The 14,780-nt window shown below is 38.1% G+C and carries 9 protein-coding genes; 3 read left to right on the top strand and 6 right to left on the bottom strand.

Annotated features, from left to right (window positions below):
• Positions 1-129 precede the first annotated feature (129 nt).
• The 4 genes from nagP to KO495_RS13255 all read right to left on the bottom strand — a co-directional run bounded on the left by nagP (position 130) and on the right by KO495_RS13255 (position 6,761).
• Entirely contained in the window at positions 130-1,434 is a 1,305-nt protein-coding gene (gene nagP, locus KO495_RS13270) for an N-acetylglucosamine MFS transporter NagP (RefSeq protein WP_215981065.1), read from the bottom strand.
• A gap of 113 nt (positions 1,435-1,547) precedes the next feature.
• Positions 1,548-2,681 carry an N-acetylglucosamine-6-phosphate deacetylase gene (gene nagA / locus KO495_RS13265; RefSeq protein WP_215980888.1) on the bottom strand — a complete coding sequence of 378 codons (1,134 nt, stop codon included), beginning with the start codon at positions 2,679-2,681 and terminating at the stop codon, positions 1,548-1,550.
• Between the two features lie 57 nt (positions 2,682-2,738).
• Positions 2,739-3,659, bottom strand: a complete 921-nt coding sequence (gene nagK / locus KO495_RS13260) for an N-acetylglucosamine kinase (RefSeq protein ID WP_215980887.1) — start codon at positions 3,657-3,659, stop codon at positions 2,739-2,741.
• Between the two features lie 441 nt (positions 3,660-4,100).
• Positions 4,101-6,761, bottom strand: coding sequence for a family 20 glycosylhydrolase (locus tag KO495_RS13255; protein WP_252738951.1), 2,661 nt, complete (start codon positions 6,759-6,761; stop codon positions 4,101-4,103).
• Between the two features lie 208 nt (positions 6,762-6,969).
• Between KO495_RS13255 and KO495_RS13250 the strand changes: the two genes are divergently transcribed.
• The 3 genes from KO495_RS13250 to KO495_RS13240 all read left to right on the top strand — a co-directional run bounded on the left by KO495_RS13250 (position 6,970) and on the right by KO495_RS13240 (position 10,057).
• Positions 6,970-7,686, top strand: coding sequence for a DUF6445 family protein (locus KO495_RS13250; protein WP_215980885.1), 717 nt, complete (start codon positions 6,970-6,972; stop codon positions 7,684-7,686).
• Between the two features lie 91 nt (positions 7,687-7,777).
• Positions 7,778-8,485 carry a SapC family protein gene (locus KO495_RS13245; RefSeq protein ID WP_252738950.1) on the top strand — a complete coding sequence of 236 codons (708 nt, stop codon included), beginning with the start codon at positions 7,778-7,780 and terminating at the stop codon, positions 8,483-8,485.
• A gap of 12 nt (positions 8,486-8,497) precedes the next feature.
• Positions 8,498-10,057: a tryptophan halogenase family protein gene (locus tag KO495_RS13240; RefSeq protein WP_215980883.1), complete on the top strand. Its 1,560-nt coding sequence runs from the start codon at positions 8,498-8,500 to the stop codon at positions 10,055-10,057.
• Positions 10,058-10,143: 86 nt separating this feature from the next.
• Here KO495_RS13240 and KO495_RS13235 read toward each other — a convergent pair whose 3' ends face one another.
• Together KO495_RS13235 and KO495_RS13230 are read right to left on the bottom strand one after the other, a co-directional pair.
• On the bottom strand, positions 10,144-11,673 hold the full coding sequence (locus tag KO495_RS13235) for a tryptophan halogenase family protein (protein ID WP_215981064.1): 1,530 nt from the start codon (positions 11,671-11,673) through the stop codon (positions 10,144-10,146).
• Positions 11,674-11,777: 104 nt separating this feature from the next.
• Positions 11,778-14,396, bottom strand: a complete 2,619-nt coding sequence (locus KO495_RS13230; RefSeq protein ID WP_215980882.1) for a TonB-dependent receptor — start codon at positions 14,394-14,396, stop codon at positions 11,778-11,780.
• Positions 14,397-14,780: the final 384 nt, after the last annotated feature.

The following is a 14,780-nucleotide window of genomic DNA, read 5'->3' as shown; positions in this document are numbered from 1 at the left end:
ACCCTCTTACTGGATAACAATAAGAGGGCCTTTTGAATCACCGTTTAATACACGATGGTTTTTCTTGCGGTATTAGATGATTTATCTAGCTGTAAGCTACATCAAAAGCAAGTCTAATAAAATGAATAACTATTTCCAAGACTTCATTTTGCAGCCTTTAACTGCATAAAATAAAATGAATAAGTAACAAGGTACCATCACAATATAGCCACTTTGTGCTGCTTCAGCAGTACCACTTGAACCACTTGCAAGGCTCCAGAACATTGGGCCAAAAGCGCCACCGGCAATCCCCATTACTAATAAAGCAGAGCCAACACTTGTTAATTTACCTAAACCAGATAAAGCGAGTGGGAAAACAGCAGGCCAAACGATAGCATTGGCTAAACCAAGAAATGCCAATAACATCAATGGATCGGGTAGTTGAACACCACCAAGAATAAACGACAAGCCATTAGCAATGGCGAATGAGTTATTATCAGCAAAAATAATACCTAAGCTTAATACCACACCTAAAATCGCTGAAGCGGTTAATGCGGCTTCTTGAGAAATAAATTTAGGAATTAAAGCAATACCTAAAATATAGCCAATAACCATACAAACCATAGTATAAGAGGTCATCACGCTGTATTTTTCAACACCTAACGCTAAGGCAAAAGAGCCAATAGTATCACCCGCAATAACTTCAACAGCTACATATAAGAATAAAGCGATAACACCAAACGCTAAGTTAGGGTGTGCTAGTGCTTCTTTAAGCTGACCTTTAGTTTCTGTTTGATCATCAGCGTCTTGCTCTAACTCTGGTAAAGGTGATTTTTTAACGGCAAAACCTAGTAAACCAATAAATAATGCCATACCTAGATAAGGAAGAATTAAGCTATTAGCCATGTCATCAATTTGATTTTGTGATAATTCAGTGCCAACTGTGTCAGTAAAACCACTCAAAATAAGCGCGGTGAATACAATAGGAGCAACAACACCTGCACCTTTGTTCATAATGCCCATGATAGAAATACGTGCAGCAGCTGATTCTTCTGGCCCAATACGAACAACATAAGGGTTAACCGCTGTTTGTAATAAAGTTTGACCTGCACCCATCACTAGCTGAGCAAATAAAAATAAGGCAAATATTTGGGTTTTAGCGGCTGGAATAAACAACAAGCCAGCGACCATCATAGTTGCCATACCTAATGCCATACCATTCTTATAACCAACTTTACGAATAATAGTCGCTGAAGGTAGTGCCGTAAACGTTACTGCAATATAGAAAGAGAAAATAATTAATGACGCCTGAAAAGGAGTCAGTTGTAGTATTTGTTGTAGATAAGGCATTAACGAGCCATTAAGCCACGTAGCAAAACCTAAAATAAAGAATAGTCCGGCAACTATTACCATGGGTAGAGCATTACTCTGTTTTTTTTCTTCGGTTAAAGACATTTCCATAACTTCCTCGTTAACTTGCGTTATTGTTATAATTATCGCTTGAATTTTTTGTTTAAGTAACTTATTTGTCCTAAAAATTTCTCATTTAGTACAAATAAGTCGTTTAATTAATTGAATTTTCCACCTGATATCCAGGTTTCATCTACTGTTAAGTCATCATTTAAAATAACAAAATCAGCTTGTTTACCCACTTGTAGTTTGCCGCGGATAACCTCTTGTCCTTGATACAGATATTCAGCAGGATACAAACTCCCCATGCGAACGGCTTCACCAAGTTCAACACCTAAACCCAAATGAGTGTTTTTAACGGCACTTGCCATATCTAAAGAGGATCCCGCAAGCTCACCCGTAGTAGAAGTTAACTTTCCGTTATCAACATATACAGTGCGATCATATAAAGCGAATTCTGTTTGGTCTGTACCTACCGGTGGCATAGCATCTGTCACTAAGAATATTTTTCCACGCGGTTTAGTTTTTATTGCTATTTGACAGCTTGCATAGTCAACATGAAACCCGTCAACAATTAAACCACAACTGGTATTGTCATTTAAAAATGCACTACCAACTACACCTGGCTCTCGCCCTTGAAATGCTGACATAGCATTAAATAAGTGTGTAAAGCCACTAGCGCCAGCATCAATGGACTTTTGTGATGTTTCAAAATCGGCATTGGTGTGACCAATACATACTTTAATACCTAAATCGACCATACGTTTCACATCGTTAGGTGCTACAGTTTCAGGCGCTAAGGTAACAATAACTTGACCAATATCTTGGCGTGATAACACTTGCCATTCAGCCTCAGAAATAGGGCGAATGTACTCCGCACAATGCGTACCTTTTTTTGCAACAGACAAGTGTGGCCCTTCAAAGTGCACACCAACAATCCCTGCAACATTTTCATTAATTGCTTGAGCAATAGCATCAGCGGCTTGCGCCATCACTTCCACTTTGTCAGTGATCAAGGTTGGCATCATCGCAGTAGTACCATATTTGGCATGGGCAGCCATAATGGTTTTCAGTTTTTCAACAGATGGCGAGTCATTAAACAATGCGCCACCGCCACCATTAACTTGTAAATCAATATAACCTGGAACAACTAAACCTGATGCCTTAACATCAAAACGTGATGTTTCTTGATCGATAGCCGTTATCTTACCTTGGCTTAATGTAAGCACTTGCTCATTGATAAAATTTTCACCATCAAATAAGCGTGGCGCATAAAGTCGAACTGAAGTCATAGGGTTTCCTATATTTGTCTAAAGAAATTACAGCAATAAATCGTTTTTAACGTAAGATTACGCTGATTGCTGTTGCTTCGCTACTTGTTTGGCGTACTCTTGTCTTGCAAACAGTACCGCGCCTACTTCTGGTGCACTTAAAGGCTCAGATAACTCAGCTTGAATTTCTTTAGCAAGCCATGATTTCAATCTTGGGGTTAAACCACCAATCATAGACATGCGAGGAGGTTTTTTAGCTTTTAGACTGCGTGCCATACTATTAATATATTCTGCACCTTCATTAACAATATCCAGTGCGACTTTATCGCCCTGCTCTGCGGCATCAAATACTAAGTTCGCAAGTTGTGCATAATAAGTCGCTTTTTTACCGGCAATAGCTTCCACTAGGCAAGTATCATCTTTACAGTTCAACTTATTTAATAGCACATCATTCATAATTGTTGGCTCAACTAAGCCATCAATTGATAACAATACATTTTTAGCGGCTTGTAAACCAAACCACGCGCCACTACCTTTATCGCCATGTGGGAAACCATGAGCACCTAAAATAGAGTACTCCTCATCAATACAAGAAAAACCACATGAACCAGTACCTGTAATAATTACTGCACCATCACTACCTTGGTGCGCCCCTAAACAGGCTATTAACAAGTCAGTTGCTAAATACATTTGCTTAAACGGGTGTTTCCAGGCCGCCATTTGGTCAAATAATACCGGTAAATTTACCCCAGCTAAACCAACACCAGCATTAAGCTCATTTAATTCAATGTGAGCTAAGCCTGCATCTTCTAACGCTAACTTAGCTGACTCTGTAATAGAGTTGGTTGCTTGTTCGAAACCGTGAAGTGGGTTACCCGGTCCAGATATCCCCGTACCAAGGACTTCATTATTTTTATTCATAATGATGGTTTTACATTTACTACCACCACCATCAATGCCTAAAAATAGCTCATTGTTATTATCACTGCTTGTCAGCATACCAGCCTCTTAATTTATGCTTGTGCTCATAGATATACTTTTCGTTTATTTAATGATTATTCAGTAATACTGAATTAATACTTATTTTTTGAAAAGAATATTGTTCAATTTTTGATGCTTTTAATCTTAGCCATAAATGACAGCGTTGTCATTTACTTTTTTATAAAACCAACAATTTTAATTAAATTATACAAAAAAAATAAGCGGTGAATCTAACTTCTCTTAGCCGCCGCTTTATTAATGTCATCTTATTATTCGTAAAAAATATAAACCTTTCTGAGTGAAAAGTCATAACATTGGTGGAAATTTCCCGTAACAATTACTGTTCGAGGTACTCACTCTATGTGAATAACACTGTAAAATAAAGAGCGGAAAGACTTTATTACTTCTAATGCGAAACATCCGCTATTAAAGCTGATGCTTCGCATTTATTGTATTTGGCTACTTTGATAAAGCAATGGTTGTTCTACTAGCACGAAGACCATTAATGCTACGACTACGGACCATAACAGGACCTTTCACTACTACAGGTTCAACATAAGTCAGCCAATCACCATTACCTACTTTATACTCAATAGTTAAACCTGGGAAGGCAACATTTGCAAATAACTTACCATCTTTAATAACAGCACCAACGGTTGGTAGGCGGTAATCAATATTTGCAAGTTCGAGTTTTTCAAACTCTTTTTGACCGAGCACATTGGCAAATAAAGCCCACGCGTTATCACGTGAAACCTGCATTTCATCAGTAAAATTGTTAGTTTCTTGACTGTACTTTTTACCTTGATAATCATAAGGCACAGCCCATGAAGCTGAGTACCATGCACGCTCCGCTAGCGCAAGTAAGCGCGGGTAAATTTTATGCTCACCCATAGCACCAGTACGAGTATTTTCTCCCCACAACTGCCCTTGAATGCCATAAAATTTTTGTCCTGGCGCTAATGGAACTTTAGTATCGTCAGCAATATAGGCATTACCCTCTCTATTTGTCCAAAATTCAGCATGAGCCGGTAAGTTATCTGGCATAAATTGGAAGATTTTTTCAGTATTGGTTGCCCGTGAAGCCCAGTAATAGCCATGCTCTTTAGGATCTGCTTCATAAGGTTGATCGAAGTATAAAACCTCAGGACTTGATAACACCATTTGCCAATTACGATTAGTTAATGCGTGAACCTTGTCATGCCCTCCCCAAAATAAAGCATCCCACGCATTTGCTTGCACAATAGCAGGCATATTCTCTTTACGCGTATGCTCCATACCATCACTCCAGCCTGCAGTTTCAATATCTAAATCAGATAAGATACTCGCAACGCGCTCAATAAAATAAGCGCTAAGCTCTTTCATGCTAGTAACACCTTTATCATTGTTAGCAATAAATTGCTGACAAGCAGGTGAGTCTATCCAAGCGCCTGCTGTTTCATCAGCCCCGATGTGATAGCGTGTTAATGGTTGACCTGCATCATTATGCATTTGTTTAACTTGTTTCATGACTTCAGTAATAAAGTCGTATGATGACTCTAGACAAACATTAATGGTGTTATCACCATAAAACTGCACTGAGGAGTACTTAGTGGTATCTTCAAAGTCATCTAATAAGAACTGCTTGGCTTTAGTTTCATCTTCTAAAGCTTGATATTTTTTATAACGCGCATTCATCGCTTTTACTGATGAACGTGAATGTCCGGGCATATCTAATGATGGAATAACCTGAATATGACGCGCTGTGGCTGCTGCTAGAATTTCTTGGTAATCAGCAACGCTATAGTAGCCATTAACAGAACTCGTGGGGTCAACACCTGCGCCTAGTTGCGGCATTAAACAGCTTGTTTCTTGAATATCAAAACAACGTTTGCTGCCTACTTCGGTAAGCTCTGGTAGGCTTGGAATCTCTAAACGCCAACCTTCATCATCACCTAAATGTAAATGTAGCTTATTTAACTTATACGCAGCCATTTGGTCCAGTAACGATAAAATGAACTCTTTAGAATGGAAGTTACGTGCAACATCAACCATCATACCGCGAAAGGTATAATGCGGTTCATCATCAACATTTAATAAAGGTAGGCGTGTTTCACCTAAAGTCACCAAACTTGCTAAAGATTGAATGCCGTTAAAAACGCCATTCGCATCAACACCAACAATTTTGATGTCTTTATCGGTAATATTAAGGCTGTAGCTACCCAATAATTTATCTTTATTCTCACTAATACTTAAATGTAATGGCAATCCTTGCTTATTTTCAGCAATACCTAAAGCCGTTAAACGACTCAACGCTGAAGCAACTTGAGCTTTATCAACATTACCTAAATGAATCGCCAACCCTTGATCGATATTCAAAAAGGCATTTTTGGCATCAATCGTAACGGACTTAGGTGTTGGAATAATGGCATTAGTAACCGCAATTTTATTTTTTTCACTGGTGAGATTAGCCGCAGCGTTACGTTCGAATAAGTTTTCACTTGTTAATCGTACGGTATTATCGTTCACAGTCCGCTTAAAGTGCTTATCAAGATCATTTGCTAATTCAATATGAATGAGCGTTTCTAACCCTGTTTCAGGGTCAATCACTGGTATAGTACTTTCAATAACACGCGGTTTTAAGTTTTGAGCACTCACAATATAGTTAGGCATTGCATCTGACTCTGCCAACATCCAAAATTGAGCACGAAATGAAACTGTTTTAATTTCACCCGCTTTAAAGCCAGAAAAACCATTTTGCAAGCTAATACGATGTAAGTCGCCATTAATATGCTCTATCGAAAACTCATCACTTTCAAAGGATTGAATAGGTGCAATATGACTAAAGTAAATGAACCAATCTTTTGCGTTAATAATTGTTGATGCATTAAAGCTTAGCTCAGCTTCATAACAAGTGCCGTTTTCAATAGCGCTATCACAATGCTCACTAGGGATATTGGTGTTCAAGCGGTACTTCACCTGCAAATTTTCGGCAATATTATCAACATCTATTTGTGTGGCGCTATGCAGTATTTTTAGTTGCTCTGCTGCAGGTATATCAGCCTGTTGGCTATTAATGGGTTGTTCACACCCTAGCAAGGTAAAACTAGCAGCAATAGTTAACGCTAAGATTTTTTTATTCATCTTTTTTATATGCATTTTAAAAGGCCTTTGTCCGAGTTGATTCACGGCGAAATAGTTTATTATTAATATTATAACTTGGCTCACTATCTCTATTTTTGACAGCGCTGTCAAACCTGAGTATATTGATTTATCAAAATGATGATTTATTCAACATTACGAGTATGTGCACACAAGTATTGCTAAAATAAGAACACTAACGATGAATAGCATGAAAAATCTAAGAGTAAACCCTGATTACACTTTAAATAAAGTTACAATCTCTGATAGCGATGTATCGGTATTGGTCATTGATAATTTCTTATTTAATAGTGACGCTATTATGCATTTCGCGCACAATATTGCCTATTTTAACCCCATGTTTTCAGACAATACGCTATTTCCTGGTATGCGAGATAAAATGCCTGCACCTTATACTCGATTGTTAAAGGCCTTTTTTGACAACATCCTATTAAAAGAAATTAAGCCTGATGCTGTGTATCAATCAAGCTTGAATAAAAGTTTGTTATCTTTAGTCACTTGCCCACCAACTGATCTGAGTGCTAACCAAAAAATGCCGCATGTTGACTCATGTAATGATGACGATTACGCTTTCGTTCATTATTTATCAGGTCAAGCATTAGGCGGTACAAGCTTTTATCGTTATAAACCTAAAAACTTAATTGCCTTTACTCAGCAGCACCAAGCCGTTGTCCCCGAAATGTTAGAGAAAGTAACACAAAGCCCAGAAGAGCACGCTAGCTATATTACCCAATCAACGAGCTTATTTGAGCAAGTGTTAACCATTGATGCTCAACCTAATCGCTTAATTATATACCCTGCCAATATATTACATAGCGCTAACTTGGTTTCTAATGAAAGCTATTGTGGTGATATCAATCAAGGACGGCTTTCTATTTCATCATTTGCGAGTATAACAACGAAGTAACTATTCATTCTGTTGTTAATATGCTTTGATGCATTTAACACCTAAAAACAACCCAATAAATAACTATAAAGATAATACTGGAGTACCTTTCATGATCCCTTTAAATAACAAATTACATGCCAATGTAAAAATTAAAAAAAACAATAATGTTTCTCGCTTTAAAGAACAACAACTTATTCCTGTCACGGTACAAGACTTCATTCCATTATCAACAGAGTTCCCTATTGTTTTTGTAAAAAATGAAGAAACGGGGCAGTTTATCAGTGTTGCCATGATGGGAATACGCTCAGGCGTTAACTTGTATTGTCAAGACGAAAAATGGTCTTGTGCTGTAGCACCGTTAGGTTTTCATAATGCGCCATTTTCATTAATACAAACCAATGAGAATAGTGATGAAGTCGTTGTATGTATTGATGAAAAGAGTGTATTTGTTAATACTGAAACTGGTGATGCTTTATTTGACGAGCAAGGCGAGCAAACTGAATTTTTAAAACAAAGAACTCAAGCATTACTAAGCGTTGCCGAGTTTACCGAACAAACTCAAGCAATAATTGATATCTTTGCGAAGAAAAGGTTACTGGCTTCAAAACAACTCAACGTGAAACTTACTAGTGAACAAGAGCCTTTCTTACTTAACGGTATCTATTTGATTGATGAAAAAGCGCTAAACGCATTATCTACTGAAGAATTTGAAGATCTACGCACTAAAGGGTTATTACCACTAATTTACGCACACTTAGCCTCTTTACATCAAATAACACGCCTAACCATAAAGCAAAACGCATTCGAAGCGAAATAGAGAGAATTGTGAATGTCAGCACAACCTAAAAAAATAATAATTCTTGGTGGCGGCAGCGCAGGATGGATGGCTGCAAGTCTTATTCAGAAGGCATGGGCTGATAAAGGCACTGAAATATTACTTATTGAGTCTGATGTCATCAATAAAATAGGGGTTGGTGAAGGTTCAACCCCTGCCTTACGGTTATTCTTCAATTACCTAGGCATAAAGGAAGCAGAATGGATGCCTGCATGTAATGCCACCTATAAATGCGGCATTAGCTTTCCCGGCTGGACTAGTAAAGATGACCCCGCCTACGCTGACTTTTCCGCTTACATTCACCCTTTTTATTCTCAAGCCGACTGGAAAACAGGCAATGCTTTTATGCATAACGCCCGTTTAAGACGAGATGGCATCGATGTACCCGCTCACCCCGATGATTACTGGTTACAGTCTTATTTAGCCAAAAACTTTAAAAGTCCAATCGCCGCTCAACAATTAAGAGACGAAATGGATTATGGCTACCATTTTGACTCGGCACTGGTCGGTAACTTCTTAAAGAAACGCCTACTTTCAATGGGGGTAAAACATTTAGTTGATACCGTTGATGATGTCACACTCAACAACAGCGGTGAAATTGCTAGCCTTATAACAAAAGCTAATGGCGAACAAAATGCTGATATATTTATCGACTGTACAGGTTTTGCTGCGCGGTTAATCAGCAAAGCACTTAACGTTGACTTTGTAGATTATAGTGACAGCTTATTCAATGATAGAGCGGTTGCCATTCAGTCTTCAATAGACTGTACACAAGATATTCCCTCACAGACAACATCAACAGCTCTTTCATCAGGCTGGGCATGGAATATCCCGTTAAGTAACCGTTATGGCAATGGCTATGTTTATTCATCTAAATACATTACTGATGAAGAAGCAGAAAAAGAGCTTAGAGCCCATATAGGTAAAAGCTGCGAAGGTTATGAGGCTAGAGTTATCCCTATGCGCCTCGGTAGGTTAACACACCATTGGCACAAAAATGTTTTAGCTGTAGGTCTATCACAAGGCTTTATTGAACCGTTAGAAGCAACGGCACTGATGTTAATTCAGCATACTGTCGAACTATTTATTAGTCATTACGAAGAAATGTTTACCGAACAACGTGATACCGCAGGCCAACAAAATATTTTCAACTCCCAGCTAAATGAAGTATTTGAGAGTATAAAAGATTATATTGTTGCTCATTATCGCCTAAACTCACGCACTGATAGCCAATATTGGTGTGATAATCGCGATAACACAAACAACTCACCTCGCTTGAACGCTCTACTTAATGCATGGCACACAAAAGGCGGAGACTTCGAAGCGGAATTAACACGTCACAATGCTGAGTTAACCTACTTTGCACCTAGCTGGTATTGCTTATTTGCTGGAAAAGGTCACTTTCCAACAACAGTGACAAAGCCAGAGCAACATATAAAAGTCGCGCCTACCGCAGAAATCATTAATTATTGTCAGCATGTCAGTCAACAATTTTCAGTTCATAACGAGCAACTTGCTAAAGTTTATGGGGATAAATGGCCTAAAAGTAAGTAAACACAACTCACTACCTCTATAAAAGCGTATCACTGACACACCAAAATAAAGCCCAATACTTATGATTTGGGCTTTTTTATGCACGGTTAGAGAGCCTGTAAACCATATTTTTTGATCTTATTAATTAACTCTCTATGACCTGGCAGCTTTTGATTAAGTTGTTCTGAAATAGTACTTATACGTAAAGCATGTTCTTTGGCGGCACTATGATACTGCGATGATAATGCTGACAACTTACTTTGATAGTGCATCCCATAAAGCAAATATAAATAATTATCGTAATCGAATATTTCAAATTTGCTAAAAAAATCTTCTCTTTGAGGGCTAAAGTGTTGCCATAATGCTAATCGCTTTTTAAGTGTATCAGGAATAGTTTCTGACTTTTTATTGTCCAACCAAAACTGTGAATCTTCCCTATCTGAAATACAATAATGTAATTTAATAAAGTCAATAACTCTATCCCAAGCGTAACCCATCACATGATTAAATCGTTGTTCTAGTTCAGATGTTTGTTCGAAGGATTGTGGAAAACGATCAGCTAAAAAGCCTGCAGCAAAATCAGTTAACAAAATAGAGGTTGCTTCTAGCGGCTCTAAAAATCCTTGCGCTAACCCTAATGATACACAGTTTTTATGCCAGAATTTTTCCCTGTGTCCAACTTTCATTGGAATTTTTCGATACTTCAGCCCTGTAGGATTACCATGTAAATAACGATCTAATTTGTTTATTGCTTCTTCATCACTCATATGATCGCTAGAATAAACAAAACCAACCCCACGTCTATTAATCAAAGCAATATCCCAGATCCAGCCAGCTTGATGTGCTGTTGCAACGGTATAAGGCGGAATTTCATCATTCTCTTGAGTAGGCACTTGAACTACCAATGCAGAATTTACTAATAACTCTTTAGACTTTTCAATAAAAGGAACTTGTAAAGCTTTACCCAGTAGCAATGATTCAAAACCACTGCAATCTATATAAAAGTCATAGGCCAACCTACCACTTTCTTTAGTAATCAGTGCTGCTACAGCACCACTTTCATGTAGCTCTGCCTCCAAAACATTTGCTTTTATATGCTGAACGCCAAAGTTTTCAACGGCATTTTTTCGTAATAAATTAGCAAATTTAGCCGCATTCAAATGGTAAGCATAACCAAGTGTTCCTTCATACTCAGGGGTCGTAATAGACTTAGGGGCTTTTTGCTTTTCACAAGCACTATGCTGTGGAGAAACCATATCTGCGTATGCTTTTTCTGCTCCAGAATTAAGCCAATATGGCGTTAAATCATCACCAAACTTACTGGGAGCATCAAACAAATGGTGAAAAAAATTATCGCTACCATGCTTTGCTTTATCCATCCAATTCACAAACTTAATAGATTGTTTAAAGGTAACATCGCATTCACGAATAAACTCAGTTTCACTAATACCAAAGCTAGACAAGGTTTTTCTAATATGAGGAACAGTTCCTTCCCCAACACCAATAGGTGCTATATCAGGAGATTCAATCAAAGTAACAGTGACTGCATCATTATGATTAAATTTTTTACCTAAATGGTTTGCAGCCAACCAGCCCGCTGTTCCACCACCCACAATGACAATATTCTGCATAGCTATCATCCTATTAAATTATCATTTTTTATTGTACTGATAATACAGCAGTTTCTATATAAAAAAACCCAGCCGAGGCTGGGTTTTATTAAGTAGTTATTAACTGTCGTTTAGAAACGAACAGCTACACCCACTTTATAACGTGCTTCGCCTTCAAAACTCCACGCTGGGTAGCCGTGTCTAAGCTCAGGTTTAACCTGTGCATCGCCACTTGCAATACCCACTTGAACACTATCTTCTTCAAGAATGTTAACTGCTTCAAATGTTACATCTAAGTAATCAGTTGCAGACCAAGTAGCACTAAAGTCTAATGTACCGTAGTCTTTGTGTTGACGTTGACCGTAGAAACCAGACTCACGAATCATGTACTCTGAACGCCAGTTGTACGCTAAACGAGCTGATAAGAAATCATTCTCGTAGTAACCAACAGTGTTAACAGTGTGCTTAGATGAATCTGAGAAAACACCTATTTGATCAGGGTAGTTACTTGCAGGAGAGCTTGCGTCAGCATAAGTGTAGTTTACAGAGTAACCTAAGCCGTTGCTAAATGCGTCTTGAAGTTGGAACTCCATACCTTTGATCTTACCGCCAGTTGCGTTTTCTTTGTTGATAAGTGTCCAACAATCGTAAACGCCTACACCACAAGAGCTTCCGCCTGCAGCTTCAAGGTTAGGATCTTCAATACCAATTTGTTGGTTAAGAACCTGAACAGTTGTTACAAATGAATTTACTTCTTTTAAGAAGTAAGTTGCACTGAACATACCGTCTTCACTGAAGTACCATTCTACACCTAAGTCAGATTGGAATGCTTTAAACGGGTTTAAACCTACGTTACCACGTTGAACACGCTCGTTACCTGCAGTACCGTCATTGTAACCAGGTAATGCATAGCTAGAGAACATATCTGTGTAGTTAGGACGAGACATAACTTGTGCCGCTGACGTACGTAAAATCACGTCATCAGATAAATCAAATGCAACGTTTACACTTGGTAATACTTCACTGTAGTCCTGAGTATCTGTTGATAATGTATCAGCGTAGTTACCTTGAGCATCTAAGTCATAGTAAGATGATGATGCATCAGTTGTTACATAACGAATACCGAAGTTACCACGAACACCGTCACCTTCAAAATCAGCCATTGCATAAACAGCTAAGTTTTCTTCATCAACAGTACCGTAGCCGTCTTTAGCTTCTGAATAACTATCAATAAACTGATAAGAATCAGAAATCATTGCGTTAAAGTTTGGCTTAGGTAATACAAAACCAGCGCCTGATGTCATAGTACCTGAGTAGAATGCTGAAGCGTCTTGGCCAACAATACCAGAAGAATTAGCATTTAATGTTTGTTGCGAAACAGAGTGATCTGCATAACGGAAACCTGCTTTAACTGCACTAATCGCACCTAAGTCTAGAGGAACTTCTACATCAATATTTACATAAGTTTCTTCATCAGAGTTAGGTTGCTTTTTAAGTGCCCAACCTGCTGATGATAAGTCGCCAGCAAAATCTTCAGCGCCAAATACTTTATTTGCAATATCAATAGCGATTACATCGCCTGTTGCATCGTAAGTCCCCTCGTAATCACTAGGAGTACCTAACCAGAAACCGTAGTTAGCTGTAAGGTTTGTACCGCCTTCAGATTTAGTATTACCTACACGACCTGATAATGTGAAGTTTTCCGCTTCATATTTCCAATCGAAATCATAAGTATCTGAAGTCATACCTGTTGAACGAGCCCATGTTTGTGCCCAACCTGGATTAGCACCAGTACCTGGACGACGGTAGAATGTACATGTACCGTCAGCATTTGTTTGCTCACAGCTAGCATCTTTATCATCTGGGAACATAGCGAACAACGAAGTATTTAAGTTATCAGCTTGAAGCTCTAAACTTGTTACTGTTAAACCAAACTCTAGTTCATCAGTTGGTGCATACTGAACAGCAAGGTTAAGCGCTGTACGCTCACGCATTTGCTCAAACGTTGAAGGAACAATGTCACCCCAACCAACTAATGACTCAATACCGTTACGTTGGTAGTTTTGATCAGAGAATGAACCTGCGATTAAAACACCAAAGCTTTCGCTATCATTTTTCCAGCTGTATAAACCTGAAACTTCAGGATCTGCTTCTTCAGACACTGTACCGTAATCAGCTTTAACGCTTGCGAATAATGTATTAGCTTCTAAATCTAAAGGCTTACGAGTTTTAACGATAACTGTACCACCAACGCCACCTTCAACGATGTTTGCTTGTGATGACTTGTATACTTCAATACCACCAACTAACTCAGGAGGTAATAAAGTGTAGTTAAAGCTACGGTCAATATCTTGTTGGTCGTACCAACCAGTTGATGCAACTGTGTGACCGTTTAATAAAGTACGTGTTAATTGTGCAGAAGCACCACGAATAGAAACTTGCTGACCTTGACCAAATTGACGGTTAACAGCAACACCAGGAATACGACCTAATGATTCACCAACATCGCCATCAGGGAATTTACCAATGTCTTCTGATGATACCGCATCAAGCACAGCGTTAGAAAAACGCTTAGCATTTAATGATGCTTTTAATGAACCACGAATACCAGTAACCTGAATTACTTCAACTTCGTCTTTATTTACTGCAGCAGCTGCTTCATCAGCCGCGCTAGCTTGTGCTGATACACCAGCTAAAACCATAGCGATTGAACTCGCTAAGAAACCTTTTTTAAATGTTTTTGATGACATCGACTTTCCCTTACACACGTTTTGTTTTTAAAATATTTTTTTATATCTAGTATGATTATTTCACTAAATCTCAAATCTTTGCATTCGCCTTTAATGACAACGCTGTCATGAGATAACTAAAACCTTACCTTTTATTAGTTCATTTGGCTAGAATAAATTAACAAATATTTGCATAAAAATAACATAAATCAACAAAAGACACTGATTTAAAAGGGTTTTAACAAGAACTTTTTTTTGTTACAAACCTGTATTAGACTGCAAAATAGTTTATTTTCGAACAAAAAAAAGACACAAAAACACACTTAACGACTAACAATTCAAAAAGAGAGAATAAAAATTCACTAATTCTATATTCATTAAGACAAAAAAGCCCCTTAGCGATTC

Source organism: Colwellia sp. D2M02 (genome assembly GCF_018860755.1).
Lineage (GTDB): Bacteria > Pseudomonadota > Gammaproteobacteria > Enterobacterales > Alteromonadaceae > Colwellia > Colwellia asteriadis.
Note: the sequence above shows the minus strand (reverse complement) of the source record. Positions and strands in the feature narration are given on the sequence as shown.

Coding starts and splice junctions, on each gene's coding strand:
- nagP (WP_215981065.1), bottom strand. CDS start 1,434: ATGTCTTTAACCGAAGAAAAAAAACAGAGTAATGCTCTACCCATGGTA.
- nagA (WP_215980888.1), bottom strand. CDS start 2,681: ATGACTTCAGTTCGACTTTATGCGCCACGCTTATTTGATGGTGAAAAT.
- nagK (WP_215980887.1), bottom strand. CDS start 3,659: ATGCTGACAAGCAGTGATAATAACAATGAGCTATTTTTAGGCATTGAT.
- KO495_RS13255 (WP_252738951.1), bottom strand. CDS start 6,761: ATGAATAAAAAAATCTTAGCGTTAACTATTGCTGCTAGTTTTACCTTG.
- KO495_RS13250 (WP_215980885.1), top strand. CDS start 6,970: ATGAAAAATCTAAGAGTAAACCCTGATTACACTTTAAATAAAGTTACA.
- KO495_RS13245 (WP_252738950.1), top strand. CDS start 7,778: ATGATCCCTTTAAATAACAAATTACATGCCAATGTAAAAATTAAAAAA.
- KO495_RS13240 (WP_215980883.1), top strand. CDS start 8,498: ATGTCAGCACAACCTAAAAAAATAATAATTCTTGGTGGCGGCAGCGCA.
- KO495_RS13230 (WP_215980882.1), bottom strand. CDS start 14,396: ATGTCATCAAAAACATTTAAAAAAGGTTTCTTAGCGAGTTCAATCGCT.